Annotated in this window: 15 protein-coding genes; 10 read left to right on the plus strand and 5 right to left on the minus strand. The window is 50.1% G+C overall.

The features are described from left to right. Positions 1–14 precede the first annotated feature (14 nt). Both HWI92_RS10505 and HWI92_RS10510 read right to left on the minus strand, forming a co-directional pair. Entirely contained in the window at positions 15–1,898 is a 1,884-nt protein-coding gene (locus HWI92_RS10505; RefSeq protein WP_204663479.1) for a T9SS type A sorting domain-containing protein, read from the minus strand. 247 nt (positions 1,899–2,145) lie between these two features. Then, positions 2,146–3,747 (minus strand): glycosyltransferase family protein, encoded by a 1,602-nt coding sequence (locus tag HWI92_RS10510; protein ID WP_204663482.1) that lies wholly within the window; start codon positions 3,745–3,747, stop codon positions 2,146–2,148. Between the two features lie 254 nt (positions 3,748–4,001). Here HWI92_RS10510 and HWI92_RS10515 point away from each other — a divergent pair, with 254 nt between their 5' ends. From HWI92_RS10515 to HWI92_RS10530, 4 genes are all read left to right on the plus strand, one after another. Next, a complete protein-coding gene (locus tag HWI92_RS10515; RefSeq protein ID WP_204663484.1) occupies positions 4,002–4,358 on the plus strand; it encodes a hypothetical protein in 357 nt (118 codons plus the stop codon). Positions 4,359–4,580: 222 nt separating this feature from the next. Further along, a complete protein-coding gene (locus tag HWI92_RS10520) occupies positions 4,581–4,925 on the plus strand; it encodes a winged helix-turn-helix domain-containing protein (RefSeq protein ID WP_204663486.1) in 345 nt (114 codons plus the stop codon). Between the two features lie 113 nt (positions 4,926–5,038). Continuing rightward, entirely contained in the window at positions 5,039–5,596 is a 558-nt protein-coding gene (locus HWI92_RS10525) for a molybdopterin-dependent oxidoreductase (protein ID WP_229249296.1), read from the plus strand. A 240-nt stretch (positions 5,597–5,836) separates the two neighbouring features. Beyond that, a complete protein-coding gene (locus HWI92_RS10530; RefSeq protein WP_204663488.1) occupies positions 5,837–7,081 on the plus strand; it encodes a hypothetical protein in 1,245 nt (414 codons plus the stop codon). Positions 7,082–7,131: 50 nt separating this feature from the next. Here the strand turns inward: HWI92_RS10530 and HWI92_RS10535 are convergent, their stop codons facing one another. The 3 genes from HWI92_RS10535 to HWI92_RS10545 are packed head-to-tail and all read right to left on the minus strand — an operon-like array spanning position 7,132 to position 10,071. Continuing rightward, positions 7,132–7,965: a class II fructose-bisphosphate aldolase gene (locus tag HWI92_RS10535; RefSeq protein WP_204663490.1), complete on the minus strand. Its 834-nt coding sequence runs from the start codon at positions 7,963–7,965 to the stop codon at positions 7,132–7,134. Then, positions 7,962–8,918: a carbohydrate kinase family protein gene (locus HWI92_RS10540; protein ID WP_229249299.1), complete on the minus strand. Its 957-nt coding sequence runs from the start codon at positions 8,916–8,918 to the stop codon at positions 7,962–7,964. The genes HWI92_RS10535 and HWI92_RS10540 overlap by 4 nt, the downstream gene beginning before the upstream one ends. Continuing rightward, the gene (locus tag HWI92_RS10545) at positions 8,902–10,071 is read right to left on the minus strand and encodes an SIS domain-containing protein (protein WP_204663492.1); all 1,170 of its coding nucleotides are present in this window, start codon (positions 10,069–10,071) and stop codon (positions 8,902–8,904) included. The genes HWI92_RS10540 and HWI92_RS10545 overlap by 17 nt, the downstream gene beginning before the upstream one ends. Positions 10,072–10,296: 225 nt before the next feature. Here HWI92_RS10545 and HWI92_RS10550 point away from each other — a divergent pair, with 225 nt between their 5' ends. The 6 genes from HWI92_RS10550 to HWI92_RS10575 all read left to right on the plus strand — a co-directional run bounded on the left by HWI92_RS10550 (position 10,297) and on the right by HWI92_RS10575 (position 20,924). Continuing rightward, complete coding sequence (locus tag HWI92_RS10550) at positions 10,297–12,276, plus strand: S9 family peptidase (RefSeq protein ID WP_204663494.1); 1,980 nt, start codon at positions 10,297–10,299, stop codon at positions 12,274–12,276. Beyond that, entirely contained in the window at positions 12,266–13,162 is an 897-nt protein-coding gene (locus HWI92_RS10555; RefSeq protein ID WP_204663496.1) for an EamA family transporter, read from the plus strand. Before HWI92_RS10550 ends, HWI92_RS10555 begins: the two co-directional genes overlap by 11 nt. 100 nt (positions 13,163–13,262) lie before the next feature. Beyond that, positions 13,263–14,474: a hypothetical protein gene (locus HWI92_RS10560; protein WP_204663498.1), complete on the plus strand. Its 1,212-nt coding sequence runs from the start codon at positions 13,263–13,265 to the stop codon at positions 14,472–14,474. Then, positions 14,471–15,673, plus strand: a complete 1,203-nt coding sequence (locus HWI92_RS10565; protein ID WP_204663500.1) for an NHL repeat-containing protein — start codon at positions 14,471–14,473, stop codon at positions 15,671–15,673. The genes HWI92_RS10560 and HWI92_RS10565 overlap by 4 nt, the downstream gene beginning before the upstream one ends. A 28-nt stretch (positions 15,674–15,701) precedes the next feature. Further along, positions 15,702–17,624, plus strand: a complete 1,923-nt coding sequence (locus tag HWI92_RS10570) for a glycoside hydrolase domain-containing protein (protein ID WP_204663502.1) — start codon at positions 15,702–15,704, stop codon at positions 17,622–17,624. A gap of 81 nt (positions 17,625–17,705) precedes the next feature. After that, positions 17,706–20,924, plus strand: a complete 3,219-nt coding sequence (locus tag HWI92_RS10575; RefSeq protein WP_204663504.1) for a DUF5107 domain-containing protein — start codon at positions 17,706–17,708, stop codon at positions 20,922–20,924. The last annotated feature ends 3 nt before the right edge of the window (positions 20,925–20,927 follow it).

Raw genomic sequence — 20,927 nt, forward strand, 5'->3', positions numbered from 1 at the left:
CTTGTTTCTGTTCGCTAGTTGTTGATAATAATCTTCTTTGCTGCCACGCCGCCGTCTTTTCTTGTGATTTTGGCAAAATATACGCCGGGCGTAAACGATCTGACATCAATGGATTTCCCGGCTTCGGGTGACTGATAGTGTTCTCTTTCTCTGCTGTCGAGCAGCTGTACCATCTTCACATCCTGCGGGTCGGCAACCTCGATCGTCAGGGTTTCTGCGGCAGGATTGGGGTAAACACGCACCGTAAATTCTGCATTAAAACGTAGGCTTGTGATTTTGCTGAATGCAGATACACCATCCGTATCGACGATTTTAAGCCGGTAATAATTTTCTCCTGCGGGCGGACTGGCATGAACGTACATGTACTCTTCGGTTGCTGTACTCTCGTATTTTGCAAATACCTTCTGAACTGCATTCCAGCTTTTCCCATCGGTTGAATGCTGGATTTCAAAGAAGTCGCTGCTGGTTTCAGACGTAGTCTGCCAGGAAAGGATTACTGTAGCATTTTCCTTTCGGGCAAAAAATCCGGTGAGCGTTACCGGCAGTGGTGGCTCTTCCGAGCCGAACTTGACAACCCAGAAGTCGCTTACACCCTTAGCATCTTCTGTCTTTTCAAAGCCAATATCAGAGTTTGACGAGCCCATTAGCACGAATCCACCGTCTGCGGTGTTTACAATGGAGACTGCCCGTTCAACTGATGCCCCTCCTATGGTTTTGTCCCACACCACAATCCCCGCTGCATTAAGCTTGATAAGCCAGAAATCCTCAATTGCATTGTGGCTGTCCTCGGATTTGTCTGCGCCTGCATGGGAGGCTGAATAGCCCAGTACCAGGTAGCCGCCTCCGGGGACTTGGGTCAGGCCTGCGTAATAGTTTATATATTTACCATCACCCCCTGCTGACGTTGCTATCACATTATCCCAGGCTACCGTAAGGTCTGCGTTAAGCTTGACGATCCAGTAGTCACCAATAGAATATTCCGACCGATCACCACCAACCCCCCCAGTACAGGTACCTCCAAGTATAAATCCACCATCAGGGGTTTGCTGCAAATCGCCGATGTTTGCCCAGCCGTCAACTAGTCCCTCTCCGTATATAATACCAGCAACATTTCTCTCCCATTCCTGTACTCCCTGGGCCGAGATTTTAAGAAGATAATAGCCGCTGGATTGTTCCTGATAACCCTGCTCACCCGCAACGACAATTCCTCCATCCGATGTGAGTGTCATACATCGCATATTGTCCCAACTGGGTGTACCGAGCGTTCTGTCCCATACTATTGTGCCCGTCCCGGAGACCTTTACCACCCAGAAATCGGGAGACAGCGAGCCCAGCTTGGGTTCGCTTTTGTCACTCCCGGCATCCGACAAAGTGGAGCCGGCGAGTACATATCCGCCGTCAGGTGTTTGACGGAGGTCCACCAGGCCGTCACTGGAATTTCCACCAATTGTTTTGTCCCAAAGCAAATTTCCCGTCTGATCCAGCTTTACGATCCAGTAATCTGTTCCTCCCTTACTCTTTTCTGATTTGTCTCCGCCGATCGGAGAACTGGATGTTCCACCTACGATGTAGCCGCCATCCATGGTCTGCCGAATTGCTGCGGCGGTTTCCGTACCCGGACCACCAATCACTTTGTCCCACTGCTTTGCTCCGTTGGGCGCGAGTTTTACAATCCAGAAATCCGAACTTCCTTTACTGGATTCAGATTTATCTCCGCCCGCGTCAGCGTCCGAAGTCCCGACCAGGATGTAACCGCCGTCGGTTGTTTGTTCCATCGTTTCGGGCATTACGCCCTGTAATGTGCCGATTGTTTTGTCCCACTGGATGACGGGTTGTGCAAAAAGGCAGGCGGGTAGTCCAAGACAAAGGATTGTCAGATTAAGTAAAAGTTTTCTCATTGGCGAATAAAATACTGCGTGCAAAAAGGAGTCCTTTTCCTATTAGACACCGATGATTACGGGATACTGCCTGGCGGAAGAAATTATTTATTACGGGCGAAATGGCCTGTGAAGCGGACGGTAAAAAAGGGAGGAACAGAGGGTACATGCAGGCTCATCAGGCAACCTTGTTCACCTGCGAAGTTCACCTCGGTCTTTTGTCTTTTACATCAAAAACCGTTTAATCACGGGTCTTGGCCACTTGCCGCTATCTTACCGAAATATACTTATGGCGGTACAGCACTTCCGTCCCGGTGCGGTATACTTCCGAATAGTATTGTGTGACAAACTGCTGGATTTCCATAAAGTCCTGCAGGCTATGCACTTTGGGCGTATCCGGGCGGTCTTCGAGCGAGATATCCAGGAACCACCTGGGATGGTTTATTTCAAGATCGGATAGAAAACGTTGCCGGTAGTATGTCCCGGAAGCCCCGGTGAAGCTGATCTGAAAATCATTATGGACATCGCGGGTCCCCATCAGCATTCCCGAGGCATGAAGATACGGCGACCCCCACCCCCATACCGCCATCCTGTCTGCAGGCTGGCGGGCTGCCTGCAGGCGGTCGATCACTTCCTTGTTAACCACCCGCAGGTTGTTCCATTCTCTGATCACTTTTGAAGCTTTTACGGCATCAAAGCCCCACAGCAGGGCGATGGCAAGTCCAGGTACCAGCAACTGTTTACATAACGGCTCCCGAACCGACCGCAGGGCCGTCCAGGCGATCAAACCATACAGCGGAATGACCAGCAGCAAACTATAATGAAGGAAAAACCGCCCGGGTTTGACAACACAATAACCCGAGATCAGCAAGATGGTGACCAGGCCGAGGAAGAAGAGGAAACCGGAACGTTGTTGTGGATACGGCCGGCCAACGTGCTGCAGGAACAGCAGCGACACCCAGACACCCATAGCCAGCAGCGGAAGCATGCCAATGATGCTGTGCTTAAGAAAGTCAACCGCGGGCGTGAGCGCAAGCGGGATCGTGCCTGCATAACTGAAGTTCCCAACGATGTACGATTGGAAAAAGTCGTCGAAACCCCCGTAAATACAGATCAGGGAAAGTGCCGCCACATTGGCCAGTATAAAGCAGGATGCAAAAAGAACTGCGTTCCGGCAGTGTGCTTTGCGGGAAACGAGCAAAAGAAAACAGAGCGCACCCATGCAGAAGAAGATGGGTGTCACCTGCAATTTTGTATAGAAGGAAGCTGCGCAAAGGACTGCTGCCAGCACGAGCTGCCAGGGTCTAACCTGATTGGCGCCGATGAGTATCAAAACACAGAAGACACAGGACATGAAGAACATCGGCATGTGTTCACTGGAAGCGTGAATGAGGTCGTGGTAGTAAAACAGGCCGAGCGTGAGCACGAGCGGCATGATCAGCAGGCGGGCTGTAAATGCATCTGACACCCTGCGGAAGGTAAAAAAGAAAACCCAGATTGCCGGAATCTGGAACGCGAGTACATATATGATCCGTAATTCGCCATAGGACGCCGCGTCTGTCAGCCGCAGCAGCAGCATGGCCGGTATAAAATTGAGGGGGCCGGAAGTGGTCGGGTCTACGGACATCCACGGCCTGAGGTCCGACCCGAATGTACGTCCTGCACTGAGCATGATACTCTCATCCACATTCATCATGCCCGCATTGAAAAAACAGATTTTGGTTATGATCAGGCATGTGGAAATGCCGACCAGAAAAAGCACATCGTTATTATATAAAGGGTTGGTTACACCACGCAGGGATTTGAAAAGTGATAAGAAGCTTACCAGGCAAAGTCCTGCACTTCCTGCTAAAAAGTAAAAAAGAATCATGAGGACGTTATAGAAATGGTACGATGCGCGATAAAAATAAATTTCCTGCACAAAGAAACAAACCCTTCGCGCTTCCAATGCCATGAATCTGTTGCGATTAGTCTCTTTATTTTACCGCAGGCGTACAGCTCCGCTACTCCTACCATCTTACCGTTACTTTTTTAAACATACCGCGCAACCCTTGCCGTGCAGCATCCGTAATTCTTTTCAAACATCCGGACTCAGTTACCAATCACCTTTAACAAAAAATCAAGATGAGAAAAGTATCATTTACAATGCTGTTTGCATTTGCCGTTTTAGCTACTTCCTGCCAGAAAGATGATCAGCTGGTTGATCCGCAGACATCAACCATGTCTCCCGACCAGTCGGCCCGTAAAGGTGCTGATGACAAGGCCGGCGACGACAAGGGCGGCAAAACAAAACACAACGAGCCCGGCGATGACAAAGGCGGAAACGGAAAGCACAACGAACCCGGCGATGACAAAGGCGGAAATGGCAAACACAATGAGCCCGGCGATGACAAAGGCGGAAACGGCAAACACAATGAGCCTGGCGATGACAAAGGCGGAAACGGCAAGCACCATGATGACAAGGCTTCAAGCCACCAGTAAGCCACGCGCTTGATTGACAGGCAGGTATTTATTGTTTTTAAAAACAACAAATACCTGCTAATGCATTAATACCTTTGGTTTGATGCTCCGCTTCCGGCATGATGATCGTCGTCGCCGTATCAAGTCTCTTCAAAAGCATTCCGGCCGGTTCCGGCGCAGTGTTGTAGGAAAATTGCAGCTAGCTTTGCAGATCAGGATCTTACACAGCATGCATTTTTTTATATGAACCGGAAAACTGAAATACGTATACGCCATTGGGTTTTTGTGGATGATGTCAAGTTTTTTGGCCCCGGCCGCTACGAGCTGCTGGAACACATAGACCAGACCGGCTCCATCTCCAAAGCCGCCGCGGCCATGGGCCTCTCCTACAAAAAGGCCTGGGCGATGGTCGATGCGATGAATACCTACGGCAAAAGTCCTTTCGTGATCAGGCAAAAAGGCGGCTCACACGGTGGCGGGACCGTTTTGACGGAGACCGGAAAATCCGTCATGGAAGCATACAAAAATTTCAATGACAAGCTTCTGGAAGTTGCCAGAGCGGAAGAAGCACTTCTGGCGGTCATCTGATCTTTTACCAAAAATCCACCAGCATGTAAAGGGTCTCCCTATCTTTGCGATATATCCTTCAATACATATCGCCTAAAATGAAGATACTTTCAGCCTTTCGGTCTTTACCAGTCATGCTCCCGGTATTAGGGCGGGCGCAGCGCGTACTAGTCCCCACTGCGATGCGTCAACCAAGCATTCCGGCGCATGCCATGCTCGGTATACTGCTGCTTTTGTCAGGTGCATTTTCTTCATTTGGCCAAAGTACGGCTACACTTTCTATCGAGGGCGAAATAACCAATCCGCTGGAACTGAAACTGACGGACCTTGCCCGCTTTAAACAGGTCACGCATCAGATCAGGGATCGCGATGGCAAGGAGCATGCATTCAAAGGCGTCGCTTTGATTGACCTGCTGGAAAGAGCGGGAGTTACCACCGGCAGCAAGCTGCGCGGGAAGAACCTGGCCAAGTATGTGCTGATCACCGCAGCAGACGGGTACGAGGTGATTTTTGCATTACCTGAGATCGATCCCGAATTTACCGATCAGGTAATCCTCCTGGCTACGGAAAAAGACGGGCAGCTGCTTCCGGCGGGGGAAGGTCCGTTCCGTATCATCACACCCAATGACAAAAAACCGGCCCGGTGGATCCGGGAAGTGCGTACGATCCGGGTGGGATTTGCAAAAGAGTGACCGGAATCTTACGTCCGTTACACGCCTCTTCATGCATACCACTTTCCGGAAATGTCTTGTAAAGCACAAATGCATTACCTGCTAATCCGCCTTACTAAGCAGCTTTTCAAAAAAACTTCCAGATCATACAACCATTCCTGATCAGCGCAGCCTCTTTGGTGAAAAAAACGATCAGTTAATAGACGCACCTGCTGCCACTGGCAGGCTCCCTATGCAATACTGACGAAACATCTGTTCGCCATGAAAAAACTCATTTCTTTGTTCTTGTTGTTTGCAGTGCCCTTTCATGATGTAAGTGCACAGGACAGCATTCGGGTCACCTTTTCAGAGGTGCAGGATACGATTGTAAAACAACGTTTTATAGACAGACACGAAAACGTGTTTATGACAAAGGTACCCACCCGGCATATGTTCAAAATAAGCCTGACATTTGCCCCGAATAACCTTTTTTCAGTCGAAAACAATGCCGTGCAAACCACATCCTACGGACTGGGATATGAGTATAAAATCTCGCCCGCGTTTTCAGCAGGTACTGATATCTTCTTCAACAGCGGACGGGATGGCAGTAACAATTACGTGGGAGCCATCAACGGCAACATCTACGGACGGTGGTATTACGACATGAAAAATCGTATCGAAAAAGGGGTAAGCGTCAACAATTTCACGGGTAATTACATCGCGCTGTTTGCCGGAAAACGCTGGGGCAAGTCTGAGTCCGCCTACCAGCTGGCGATGATCGGTATTGAGTTTGGTATGCAGCGAAGGTTCCTTAACAATGGCCGGATTGAATTTGCGCTTGCCGCATCTTACCAGAAATACCTGGACGGGCATTACCCGGTACAGCTGAGCTATGGCGTAGTGCGGGCCAGTGACTTTGCTATTGAGTCAAGAACAAGCATGGGTCTGGCTTTCGGCGATTGGAAAAGGAACAATCAGACAGTGCTTTGTGAAGTGCTGCGCTGCGATGAATTTGTACAGCAGCAATGGACGTTGCTCTGGCCGAAAATATACCTTTCTTCCAGGTTTATCCAGGGAACCGTCGGACTTGCCTACGAGCGAAAATTGGGTAGCAGTCCCGTATCTGTGCACACGCAGGTCATTACGGACTATTTACGTATTGCTTCAAAATACGGATTGCAGGCCAGAATTGTCAGCAATGATGTTCAGGTCTGGCCATCCTTACAGCTCAGGTATTACCTGAATCAAAAACAGGCGGTGAGAACAGGCTACCAGGCTTCTAATTTGTCCGGGGTTTACTTTGGCCCGCACAGTGATTTCGTGTTTTATCGAAGTGAAACCATTTTCGGGGAGGGCCGGCCCAAAAGGCATCTGGGTATTGGCGCGGCAGCAGGCTTCCAGCAAACATTGTTCAAAAAAGCCTACGTTCATTTTTCACTCAATACCAGCTACAATCTGCTCAGCCAGCAGCCGCATGTGAAACCCTGGCTGACTGCCATTCGCGCCGGATTTGGACTTATTCTGTAAATAAATCCTGGCTGGCGCCGTGCACTACTGGAAAATTTTAAAGGAAAATACTACGAGAACACAGGCACATTGGCCACCATTTCGAGCTTTGTCCTGACGAGTTCGGTAATTTTGCAGGTAGCTTTCGGGAACACTTTTCTCAGGTCGATCTCGTCGTTGTGGGTCAGTTCATTTTTCAGCGAAGCCATGAAAATATTCTTGATTTCCGTTGCCAGGTTTACCTTGCAAACCCCATGATAGATTGCCTGCTGCACCTGGTCATGGGGAACCCCCGAACTGCCGTGTAAGACGAGTGTTGCTGCGGTTTTTTCTGCAATCCGGCGCAACAGATCAATATCCAGCTTAGGTTCCTGCTTATAAAAACCGTGAGCCGTACCAATCGCCACGGCCAGTGCATCCACGCCGGTTTGCTCCACAAAAGCTGACGCTTCATCGGGCTGCGTAAATCCGGTACTGTCGTGCGACTGGCCAAGCTTGGCCACATAGCCGAGTTCGGCCTCCACGTGCACATCGTAACGTTTTGCGCGGGCCACCACTTCCCTGGTTACCCTCACATTTTCGTCAAAGGGCAACTCGCTTCCATCAATCATGACTGAGTCGAAACCTGCGTCCAGGCAGCGCTGCACCAGCTCCACCGAACCGCCGTGGTCCAGGTGAATCCAGCCTTCCACGCCAAATTCTTCCAGTCCGTTTCGGCCCAGGTTCACAGCCGTTTTAAGCCCCATGTATTCGATTGAGCTCTGGGTAAGTTGCAGGATGACAGGCTGTTTGGTATCTGCTGCGGCTTGCAGGACGCCGTGGAGCGTTTCCAGGTCGTAATAATTGGTAGCCAGCAGGCCTTTTTTCAGCTGTGTAAATTCCCGTAATTTCTCTTTCAGTTTCATGTCAGGCTTAGTTCTATTCCCCAGAAGTCTTTGATTGTTTCGCTGATTTTTTGTCTGTCTGCAAATGCGCCGGTACCGCCTGCCCCGGTCGTACTGATTGCGCCCATCAGATTCCCTGCCCTGAGGCATTCTTCCAGGGGCGCGCCGGACATGTATTTTTGGATAAAACCTGCATTGAAAGAGTCCCCGGCCCCGATGGCGTCCACAAAATGCGGCACCTCAAATGCGGGTACGGTCAACTCCTGCCCACCGCAAATGCCCATACTGCCGTTTTTACCCATTTTAAGCGCCAGGGTATTCAGGTAAGGCCGCACTTTCTCCATCGCTGCGGCTAGTGAGCCTGCTTTGGTAAGTGCCAGTAATTCAGCTTCATTAGGCATAAAAACATCCACATAAGGCAGGCAGGCTGCATAGTCGAACGCCCACTGCTCGGTAGGGTCCCACTGCATATCCAGGGACGTAGTCATTCCGGCTGCTTTGGCATGCATGAAAATTTGCGCGATATCCCTGTGAATGCCTTTTTGCAAAAACAGGCTCGATACATGCAAATGCTGGTAAACTGTCGGACTTTCAATAGGTATATCCCTGATGGTCAATGCATCCATGGTACCCGGATACGTTACATTGGCACGGTCCTGGTCGTAGCTCATCACCAGTGTGCAGCCCGTTTTCCGGCCGGCAAGTCTGGTGATATGCTGGCAGCTGACCGCCTTTTTTTCCAGCTCGCGCAAAATGAACTCCCCGAAATAATCCTCGCCGATCACGCCGCAGAATGTAGTATCCACCCCCAGCGCGGCACTGTTTGCAGCCATGATCGCCGAGGAGCTGCCAAGACAGATCTCCATTTCCTCCGCGATCATTTCCTTGCCCATTTGCGGGAATGCCTGGATTTTATTCAGGATCAGGTCGACGTTGAGTTCGCCGGCCACCAGTAGTTTAGGATTTGGCATCATGTTCCTGGTAAATATTCACACCCTGCACTACCCTGCTGATGGACCCGGAAGCAGACGGGCTGTCGGGATTGATGCTGGCGTGCACCGCACTGTAATATCCGAGCAGCTGCCCGACAAGGGTTACCGGGATCATCTGATAAGGGTTCTCCTGGTCAATGTCCAATGCAATTGCATGGCCGTTTGACAGCGTAATTTGGTCTTCCCTTCCTATCTGCAGGGAGGCGATATTGCGGGGATCACGGGCGGTGTCTTCCACCAGGTCGCGCTCGTAGCGGAGAATGTGCGGGTTTCTTGAAAACAGATAGACTACCAGCGTATTTGCATTCACAAACGCCCGGGGTCCATGCCGGAAACCGAGGAAAGAATCAGACATGCAAAGCTGTTTTCCGTCCGTCAGTTCCAGTAATTTCAGATGGCACTCTTTGGCAACACCCAGCATTTCGCCCGAACCCAGAAAAACCACGCGCTCAAAACCTTTTTGTGCGAGTGTTTCCAGTAAAGGCTTCCGGTCCAGAATCACATTGCCCTGTTCAGTAATCTTACTAACTTTTGAAAATTCATCTTGCAGGGTGTCGATATGCGCTACCAGCAATGCACTGAGCAGCATACACGTAAAGCTGCTTGTCATGGCAAGGCTCTTGTCGTTGGTTGCTTCCGGCAATACAAGGCAGTATACTTTGCCCGGATTAGCCGTGCTCATCGTTGCCAGCGCACCCTCGCGGTTACACGTAATGATCAGGTGGTAAACCTCGTCGCAGTGCACATCCGCCAGCCGCACCGTCTCTACACTTTCAGGACTGTTTCCCGACCTTGCAAAGGAGATCAGCAACGTGGGTGCCGGACGGATAAAGACCGCTTCGGGCCGGGTCACGATTTCGGTGGTCGGTACCGCTTGAACCGGCCTGCGCCATTGCTTCTGCAGCGTTCCCTGCGCAGATTCACCGATATAGCCTGAGGTACCGGCGCCGGTGAGCACGACCCTCAGATTGCTTATCTGCAGAATCGGTTTCAGAAAACCGGCAATCGCGGCGCTTTCATTTTTGATTAATTGATATACTTCTCCCCACAATTCCGGCTGGGAAAGGATTTCCCTTTGGGTATGTGTATCTCCATCGCTGTCGAGCGTAGGCAGTTCATTGTTAATTTGCATCATTCCCGTGGTATCAGAGGATGGTGATTCTTGATTATTTTGCAGTCTGGCTTTACGACGATTCAAATTAAACATCATAAAACGAAAGTAAAAAATATTCTTAAACCTTTCTTTTACTTATTTATTCTTACGTCTATCTTGCGCTGAATATTATTAATGTACTTTTAGCTGAAAGGTCGCCCCATAAAGGCGTATCCGGCAAAAACTCCGAATTACTGACCCGCTTTTATGATTTCGATGGAAGAGAAGGCTGCTCCGCAAGGCCTGACGATAGATGATTTGACCAGGATCAAAAAAGTAGGTGCTCCGCTCCTGTCGCCGGCAAACGACTTTCTCGTATATCAACGATCGGTAGCCGATGCAGACGAAAACGACTGGCAGGACCTGATCGTTCTTTTATCACTCGATGCCCGCGCTGAAACGGTTTTAGGCAAAGGTACTGCGCACGCCTGGTCACCGGATGGAAAGGAGCTTTTATACGAAACAGAAAACGGAGCGCTGCACATTTATACCGTACAAAATATCGAAAGCAGGTTCCTAGCACAGCGGCATGCATCGTCCAGGTTTATCAATCACCTGGCTGCTGACAACTGTATCTGGTCGCCCGATGGAACGCATATCGCCTATGCAGGCGCAGCCATCGGGACGGCTGAACCTGAGAACCAGGCGATTCGCGTGATCGACGATTTGCTGTACAAAACGAAAGGCGGCCGCGGCAGGGATACCTATGCCGGTTCTGAGCAGTTGCACATTTACCTGATTCCGGTCACTGGCGGTACGCCCTGGCTTCTTACCTCAGGCATTTACAGCGAGCATTCTCTCACCTGGTCACCCGACAGCCGGCACATTGCATTCATCAGCAACAGAACGGAACAACCGGACGATATACAGCAGAGCGAAGTCTGGAAAGTTGATATTGAGACAAAGACCGTCATCCAGCTTACTGACCAAAAGGGCTTGACCTACCAGCCAGCCTGGTCGCCGGATGGAAAGCATATTGCATTGCTCGCAACATCCGGACCCATCGGCACCAACGACAGTCCGGCTGAGGATACGCACATTGCCCTTATTGACCCCTGCGGTGGTGCATTCAGGTATTTAACCAAAAGCCTGAATCGCAGGATCGAGCACATCCGCTGGCATCCTTCGGGCAGGTACATCTACTTTATCGCAGGTGATCGTGGCGATACTTTGATTTACAGGGTAGACATCGAAACGAGCATTATTGAAACCATTCAGGAAGGTACAGGCTGCATTTCCGAATTTTGTCTTGATGCTGAAGGTGAAAATCTGGTATTTGTAAAATCGCAGTCCAATCGTCCCGCTGAGATCTTTCATACTAAAAATCAGCATGCAGCCATTGAACAGATCACACAGGAAAACACCGCCTGGCTGGCAACAAAGACCCTGCAACCCGCCGGCACGTTCTGGTTTGACAGCTTTGACGGTACGCGCGTGCAAGGCTGGCTTGTGCCGCCGGTTGGTCAGGAGCAAACCAAAAAATACCCACTGATCCTGGTCATTCACGGCGGGCCGCATAACATGTTCGGCCAGGATTTTGACGAGCGCATGCATTTGCTTTCTGCCGCAGGTTATGCGGTGGTTTACATCAATCCGCGGGGAAGCCACGGTTATGGGCAAAAATTTACAAACGGTACGCTGACAAACTGGGGCGGCGGTGATTTTCAGGATTTAATGGCCGGGGTCGACTTTGTTCTGGACCAGCATGCATGGCTGGATGCAGCAAGACTGGGTGTTACAGGCCAGAGTTACGGTGGCTACATGACCAACTGGATCGTCACCCAAACATCCCGGTTCAAAGCTGCGGTTGCAGATGGCGGCCTGAGCAACCTGGTTAGTTTTGCGGGCACTTCCCTGTACTATTCTTTAATGGAGTCCGAGTTTGGCGGCCGGGCGTTCGACCGGTTTGATCTGCTTTGGCAATGGTCGCCGCTGCGGAATGTAAGCCAGGTAACCACGCCCATCTTGCTCCTGCACGGCGAAACCGACAATGAAGTACCTTTTTCGCAGGCCGAAGAAATGTACGTCGCCCTCAAAAAAGCAGGCGTAAAAACAAAGCTTGTCCAATACAAAGGCGAAGGTCACGGCTGGCGGCCGGACCTGAAACCCCGTAACAAAGCCGATTTAAATACGCGCATGATCGCGTGGTTTGACACCTATGTAACAACAACCAGTAATGAGCAGTAAGACAAACAGTTGGCTGATTTATGTGATTATTCATGTTCTGTTCATCGGAGTATGGGGGGCCGTGATTGAAATACCCGAAAAAAATGGTTTTCCTGCAACCCTCGGCTATGTCGTCTGGGCACTGACCATGGTTCCCGCGTCCCTGGCGGCTTTGAAAATAAAGGGCTGGAAGCTCGATTTTAACAGAAAAGCGATGATCTGGGGTGGCATGGCAGGACTTCTCGGCGCAGGTGGCCAGCTCGTGCTTTTCTTTACGCTGCGCATTGCACCGGCGTATTTGGTTTTCCCGTTACTTTCGCTCACTCCGGTTGTCACCATTTTGCTGGCAGTGTTACTGCTGCATGAAAAAACGGGCAAAATGGGCTGGATCGGGGTTGGATTGGCATTGGTGTCTATTTTCATGCTTTCCTACCAGCCCGCGGGAGCTACGCAGGTGAGCGGCTATACGTGGATGCTGCTTGTGGCCATTCCGCTCTTTGCCTGGGGTGCACAGGGGTATATCATGCGTTTTGCCAATGAAATTATGTCTGCCGAAAGCCTGTATTTTTATATGATGGCCATGTCGGTGATGCTGATTCCATTTGCGCTCTATATCACAGACTTCAATCAGCCGATTGAATGGAGCTTTAAAGGTCCGTACCTATCGGCGATCGTCCAGTCGCTGAATGCTTTTGGTGCGCTCTGCCTGGTATATGCATTTCGGTATGGAAAGGCAATCATTATCGCGCCTATTACGACTGCCCTTTCGCCGGTTCTTACGGTAGCATTGTCCCTGGCTTTGTACAAGACCATTCCTCATCCAGTCATTATTGCCGGCATTGCGCTGGCGATCGTTTCAGCCTTATTAATGGGCTTTGAAGAAGTTCGTGATGCAAATGAAATTTAAAAGAAAGATTTCGAAAGAATTATGACTTCATACTGCATTATTTAAGCTTAGTTTTTTACATTAGCATCAAACTAAGCTCATCTACCTAAACCTTTAACTTTTGACACGTACATTACACATCTGGCTGCTTCTGATGTGCGCTGTGCCGGTTTTTGCCCAAAAACCTGCCGGTACTGACAAGAACATCGCCTTCATCGAATACCCTGATTTTCCCGAGGCGCATTCTACCTGGGGTTCCATCGGGTACAATGCGGCTTCCAATACCGTACACATCGGGGTGACGAACCATGCCAACAACATTGGTTTGTACACTTTTGATCCGCTTCAGAATGCGATGAAACTGAATGGTTTCATCCGGGATATGGCCAATCTGCGACCCTACCAGTGGCAGGGAAAAATCCACTCCAAAATTGTGGCGGCACCTGACGGTTCCATTTACTTCTCGACCGATGGGGGCGAATCGCGGGAGGAATATTTGATGGAGCACCCGCAAGGATATGCCGGTGGTTTTTTCATGAAATGGGATGCTGCAAACGGGTTGAAAAACCTCGGAATCGGCATGCAGTATGAGAGCATCAAAGATGTTGATATTGACCCAAAAACAGGAACACTTTACGGCATCAGCTATCCGCAGGCGCACTTTTTGGTCTACAACCCGGACAAAAACGAAATGCGCGACCTCGGCCGCCTGGCCAGCTCACACGTTCCCCGGATACTGTTCACCGACTGGTGGGGCAACTGCTATTACGTGGATTGGCGGCAACGGCTGGTAAAATATGAGAAAGACAGCGACAGCCTGGTTTTTGCGCGTGAAAGTTTGCCCGCATTTCCCGGCACACCCGGCTCCAAGATCATCACCGGCGTTACTGCATTTGCCAAAGACGAAGCCAAAGGCATTATTTACCTGATCACTTACGGCGCAAAACTCATCGCATTTCACCCTGAAAAGAACGGTATCGGCAAAGTGGAAGATCTCGGCGGCGTAGTTGATACCGGTAAAGGCAATGCCTGGGGACCTTATGTGCCCAACCTTAATATCGGCAAAAACGGCAAGCTCTACTACATTATCGGCGGTCATGACAATTATGTGATCAAAGACAAAACAGTTCTGGTGGAATACGATCCGGCAACTGGCAAAAAGATTATCCTGCGCGAATTTCCCATTACTGCAGTGACTGAGGCCACCGGCTGCGATACCAGGGACAAAGACGGAAACCTCTACTTCGCGGCCCGCCGCAACCCGTCGGGTATGGGAGACAATACCCGCCCTTTTATGATCCAGTTCAACCCCGAAAAAGAGATCCGGAAATGAGAGATTTTACTAAAATATTATTGCCGGCTTTGCTCCTCGCCTCTTCGACCCCGCTGCTTGCGCAGTACACCTTTTTCACGCCGAAAGAAGCATTTGCCATCGAAGTTTCACTGCCGAACAGTGCCGAAAAACGCCTGCCCATGTACCGCAATGCCATCACCTCCCTGCATGTACAGGGCAACCGGGTGATTGGCGGAACGACGGCAAAAGAGGGTTTATCTCCTTATCTTTTCGTAGCGTCGCTTTCAGACCGGAAATTGGTTACTACGAAAGATTTACAGGAAATTCTTCCAGGGCAAAAAAGCATTGCGACAGGGTTTTGCAAAGGTGCCGGAAATGTGCTTTATGCAGGCACGATGCCGCATACGACCAAAAATCCACAAGCCGGACATTTGATACAGGTAAGCCTTGGCAGCGGCGATGTGATGGAGGTTAAAGACCTGGGTGCGCCTGTCGCCGGGGAAGGTATTTTTACATTGCTTAGCAACACCCAAGGCACTGAGCTATATGGCATTAGTTATCCCAGCGGGCGATTTTTTACCTACCACATTGCCAGCAAAAAAACACAGGTTTACGACGAATTAGCACCCAAAGAAAAGGAGTTGAACAACCTGCATGAATACGCAGTCGGGCCGGAGGTTTATTTGTGCAAATCGCTGATTCAGGACAATGCAGGGATCGTTTACGGCAGCACGGCTGGCAACCGGGTTTTTGCTTTTGATCCTACTAAAAAAACGTTTGAATTTCTTGAAAATGGGCTGCCTGCGGTTTGGGGACGGGAAGTGCTGGGCCAGGTAGAAGCCTGGGCGAAGGCGCCGGACGGAAAACTTTACGGCGGCAATGCGGGTGATGGTCAGCTGTTTGTGTTGGATCCGGCTACTAAAAAAATCAAAAATCTCGGCAAGCCTACCATGATGCCGCGCTTGCAGGCACTGGCTTTCGGGGGTGATGGCAAATTGTACGGCCTGGCGGGCGGCGCGCCGGGATATTCCCATTTGTTTTATTATGACGAAAAAGGCGCTGGCTTTGTCGACTTGGGTAATCCGGAATTTACGATGGTTGCGCCCGGCATTGAGCAAGGCATTATGTGGCGGGGCTTTCAGCTGAGTACGCTGGCTGCGTCGGCGGATGGCAAATACATGGTCATCGGCGAAAATGAGGCATTGAGCCAGCTGATGGTTTTTCCAGTCGAAAAATAAATTCGCAAGATCTATTCCTAAACCTGCTATGACCCGATTTGCAAAACTGATCCTTTGTTTTTTAGCATTAACCGCATTCACCAGTGCGAATATATCGTTTGCTGCCGATCCCTGGCTGCTGCGCGCATTGCCATCCTCCGTACGGCTCGACCCGGTGAATAATGAGATTATCGAACACCGGTTCAAAGGCGTGCCGGCCAATGCATTGGGTAACGGAAATCTGCTGGATAAAAACTGGATCTACGACGGCAAGCAGGTGGCATTGCACGGCGCACGTGGGGAATATGTCTCTTTTCAGCTGGTTTTAACAAATACATCGGATGCCGAGCTGACAGGCATTCAGCTGGAAATGACGCCTTTTAAAAATGGAAATTCAGAACTGAATATCAAGCCCGAGCTTTTTCTGGAATGGTCGGTGAATGTACTGAGCACCAGCACGGGTTACCCCAGATCTACCCTCGGCAAAGGCTGGTATCCCGATGCGCTGATCCCATTTAAATTCCTTCAAACCGACTCCGCCAAAGTCCACGGCCGCTGGGTGTACCCTTTTAACCTGCCCGACTTTAATAACCGCATTACCAACCAAAAATCACAGATTGTTTGGGTAGATCAGTTTATTCCGCTGGATGTGCAAAAAGCGAAGCCGGGAACATACCAGAGCGTGATTACGGCCAGGATTGGCAATGAAAAAAAGCAGATTCCTGTGAGTCTGACGATTTGGGATTTTCAGCTGCCGAATGAAAATGCTTTCAAAGCCAGTTTGCAGCATGAAGGTTTTTTGAGCCGCATGGACGAAAAACAAGAACTGGCAGTCTATCAGCTTTTCAAAAGAAACCGCATTTCACTCATGGACCCGACTTACGATCCGGAAATCCAGGTCAAAAGCGGCAAAGTGGAAATTCGGTGGGACCAATTTGATAAAAGACTAAAAAAATACCTGACCGGCGCGGCTTTCACCGAGGCGCAGGGTTACAAGGACGGCCCCGGCTACGGCGAGCCGCTCGAAACATTTGCGTTACCATTTGATGTGTATGGAAAACATGGCACCGCTGGCTGGCCGGACATTGGCAAGCCCGAAGTGGAACGCGAAGCGGCCAATCAGGCCATTTACACGAGTGCTATTAAGCAGGTACGCCAGCATTTGCTGCCGATGGTGGACCCGAAAAAAACGTTGCTGACAGTTTATCTGAATGGTCTGGATGAATCCTACTTTCCGGAAGCCTGGTCGCGGATGGTATTTTATGGGAATTTGTTTAAAAAAGAATATCCCGAGGCCAAGTTCCGGGTCGACGGCGGCTATAATAAAGATGCGATGGATGTCATCGGAAAATCCGTTACCGACTGGGCGTCGCATACCATCAACTACAACATTGATACCGTAAAAACGTATCAACAAATGGGCATCAAAGACTGGCTTTACGGTCCGATGCTCTATGAAGCAAAACTCAACAGCTGGGTCGGCAGCTCGACATTTATCGATTTGCCGCTGGTTAACGACCGGGCGATCAGCTGGGCATGCTGGAAATATAAAACCTTTTCCTGGATCAGCTGGGGAGTGGGCGCCGGCTGGGAACGCGGCTGGTATGACCCTGAATCCTGGAAAGATTTTTACAAAGAAGCCTCCGAAGCCGACGCCGAATTCACCTACCGCACATTCAACGGAAACGGCTCAGTGATTTACAAACCGGGCATGGTGCCGAATGTCTCCGAACCCTGCCCGTCGATCCGGCTGAAAACCATGCGCGACGGGGTGCAGGAATACGAATACCTGCGTCTGCTGGCAAAGATCGACGGGAATTCCAAACGTGCGGATGCGCTTGTGGATCAGCTCATTAAAGAACCTTTTGGCGAAAAGTCCATCGGCAACCTGGATGTGTGGAGCTATGATCAGGAGCAGTGGCACAAAGTCCGGATGGAGCTGGGTGCGCTCATTTCTGCCGGCAAAAAGTAAGATCAAGTCTATTCCTAAACCTTTCATATTTTCCGTGTGAGTGTCCTTTTCACCTACTCTATGTTGCCGTCAAATGCCAGGATGACCCGTTTTGTCCTGGCTTTGATGGTGGTTTCGCCTGCTTTGCACGCGCAAAAAGCCAGCATTTCGGAAAAGGTGCAGGCCATGAAGACGTATCCTTTTTCGGATCCAAGTCTGCTGCCAGTGATGGGGATCGGCAAAAAGGTTGCGCCGTTTTATCCGTATTATGTTTTTGATGGTTATACCAATAAAAGCACGACGCAAAACTGGAAAATCGTCGAGCTGGAAAATCCGTACATCAAAGTACAGGTGCTGCCGGAAGTGGGCGGAAAAGTGATGGGCGCGACTGAAAAATCGACGGGTGAAGAATTTGTGTACACCAATCATGTCATGAAATTTCGCTCGATCGGCATCCGCGGACCGTGGACGAGCGGCGGCATTGAGCATAACTTCGGGCTCGACCTTGGCCACGCGCCCTGGGCAGCCGCGGCGGTGGATTATGTGCTGCAAAACAATCCCGACGGGAGCGTAACCTGCGTGGTCGGAGGCCTCGATCTGGCTTCCCGCACGCAGTGGCGCGTGAAAATTGTGCTGCCAAAAGACAAAGCTTATTTTGAAACACAGAGCCTTTGGTACAATCCCCTACCCTTGCACGACTCCTATCTTTCGTGGGAAAATGCGGCTTTCCGGGCTTCGGACGATATGCAGTTTTACTTTCCAAGCACGCACCACGTCGGGCATGACGGCAATGCGAGTCCGTGGCCGGTGGATGAAAAGGGCGTGGATTTGTCTTTTTATAAAAACAATAATTCGGGCGGCGACAAGTCCTACCACGTGGTGGGGACGGCTACGAATTGGTTCGGCGGGTATTGGCATGACCGGAAGTTCGGTTTTGGTCACTGGGCACCTTATTCGGATGCGCCGGGCAAGAAACTATGGATCTGGTCGCGGGCGCGTGAAGGTGCGATTTGGGAGGATTTGCTGACGGATCAGGATGGACAATACATTGAAGCACAGTCGGGTGTGACATTCAACCAGGCGGCGGAGCGAAGCGGGTTTCACAGTCCGTATAATCAAAAATCACTCGGCCCATTTTATTCTGAAACCAAAACAGAATACTGGTTTCCGGTAAAAGGCGCGGGCGGAATGGTGGATGCCTCACCTTACGGCACGCTGAATGTGGCGACAGGCAAGGATAGTTTGAAAATCATCATTAACCCGATTTCCAACATTACGGATACGCTGAAAGTAACGGTCAGCGGAAAGACGATCTTTCAAAACCCGCTGCAATTGAAGCCGATGGAGGTTTTTGTAAAAACAATTCTACTATCGGGTACTGATCAAAAAACGGTCCGAGTAAGCGTTGGCAATGATAAACTGCTGTTTGCGGCCCAGCCTGAAAAGATTTTAGACCGGCCCATTCTTTCTGCCGATAAACAGGATCCACATTCCGCAGAGCGGCTTTTTGAATTGGGCGAAGATGAAAATGCCATGCGCAATTTTGAAGGCGCGCGGCAGCGTTTTCTCAAAGTTTTGGAAAAAGAGCCCACGCACAGCGGCGCACTAATCCGGCTGGCGGAATATCATTATCGTAAAGGTGAATATGCGCAGGGACTTGATTTTGCCAAAAAAGTGTTGGCTGAAAATACCTACCACGGCGGCGCAAACTATTTATACGGAGCACTTTACCGAAAACTTGGTGATCTTACCAAAGCGGAAGAAGCATTGTCCGTCGCGACATGGACGATGGAATATCGCTCGGGTGCCTACGCGCAGCTGGCGGGGATTGCATTGCAAAAGCAGGATTTTGAAAAAGCCGAACACGATGCGCGGAAAGCCTTGGATTATAATCGAAATAACCTGGTGGCTTACCAGCTTTTGGGCACGGCGCTCCGGAAATTAAATAAAACCGAACAGGCAGCGCAGGTCTGGAAGGATTTGCTGGAAGTCGATCCACTCAATCATTACGCACATTTTGAGCACTATCTACTTGCGCCAAACAAGGAAAACCAGGCCATTTTCCAGCAGGCAATCCGCAATGAGCTGCCGCATGAAACGTACCTGGAACTGGCGATGGATTATGTGAATGAGGGCCAAAATCAGGAAGCCAAAAAAGTGCTTGAACTCGCGCCCGCCTACCCTACTATATCTTACTGGCTGGCCTATCTTACACGTGACTCGGGGGCTGCTGAGAGCAAAAAGCATTTACAAAATGCCATTCAAATGTCCCCGGAGTGGGTTTTTCCTTTCAGACTGGAAAGTATTCCTGTTTTAATCTGGGCTGAAAAACAAAGTGCGCACTGGAAAAACCGCTACTATCTGGGGCTGATTTACTGGCATATTGGCGATAAGGAGAATGCTAAAATGCAATTCACATCCTGCAAAAACGAGCCTGACTATGCACCATTTTACATGGCAAGAGGTATTTTGTTCCAAAATGACGCGGTTTCTAAAGAAGATGCGCAACATGATTTTGAAAAGGCCAACCAGCTAAATCCCAAAGAATGGCGCAGCTGGCATTATCTGACTGAATTTTTCAATGCTAAAAATGCGCAGGATAAAGGTCTGGAAAATGCAAAAAAAGCCTACGAGCACTTCACCGGTAACCCGGTGATCGGGATCGACTATGCCAAGGCGCTTTTGGATGCAGGTAAGTTTGAGGCCAGCCTGCAAGTTTTGGCAAAAACGCAGATTCTGCCGCAGGAAGGCGCAAGGGAAGGGCACAATATATATGTGCTCGCCAACCTGGCGCAAGCCCTGGATTTAGCAGAAAAGAAAAAATTTAAAGATGCATTAAAATCCCTCGAAAAAGCACGGCTCTGGCCGGAGAACCTGGGAACAGGCAAACCGCACGAGCCTGATAACCGGTTGATGGACTATCTGGCCGCTTACTGCGAAATGCAGCTAGGTAATGTGCAAAAGGCGGCCAAGTACGAGCAGGAGATCAGAGATTATTCCCTTTACGGAAGCAAGGAAAGTAACCGCAATGCCCTCAATAACTATCTCGGCGTGAAGCTGCTGCAAGATGCTGGCAACAAAGATGAGGCGTTGAAATACCTGAATAATCGGAAAGCGGAGCAAGACTCGCTTGGAAAATGGGACATTACAAAAGGTTCGGATGCGCCGGAAGTGAAGTGGGTAATAGCCAAATCGCAAGATGATCAGGCGCAATCGGAGCGGCTTAAACTGGAATTGATCGGGGATGACAAGTATAATCTTACCGCTTTGTTTTTCAGGATACTGGACCTGGCGGATACACGCAAGACTTTGAGCAAATAAGAC

It is taken from the genome of Dyadobacter sandarakinus (assembly GCF_016894445.1).
GTDB lineage: Bacteria > Bacteroidota > Bacteroidia > Cytophagales > Spirosomataceae > Dyadobacter > Dyadobacter sandarakinus.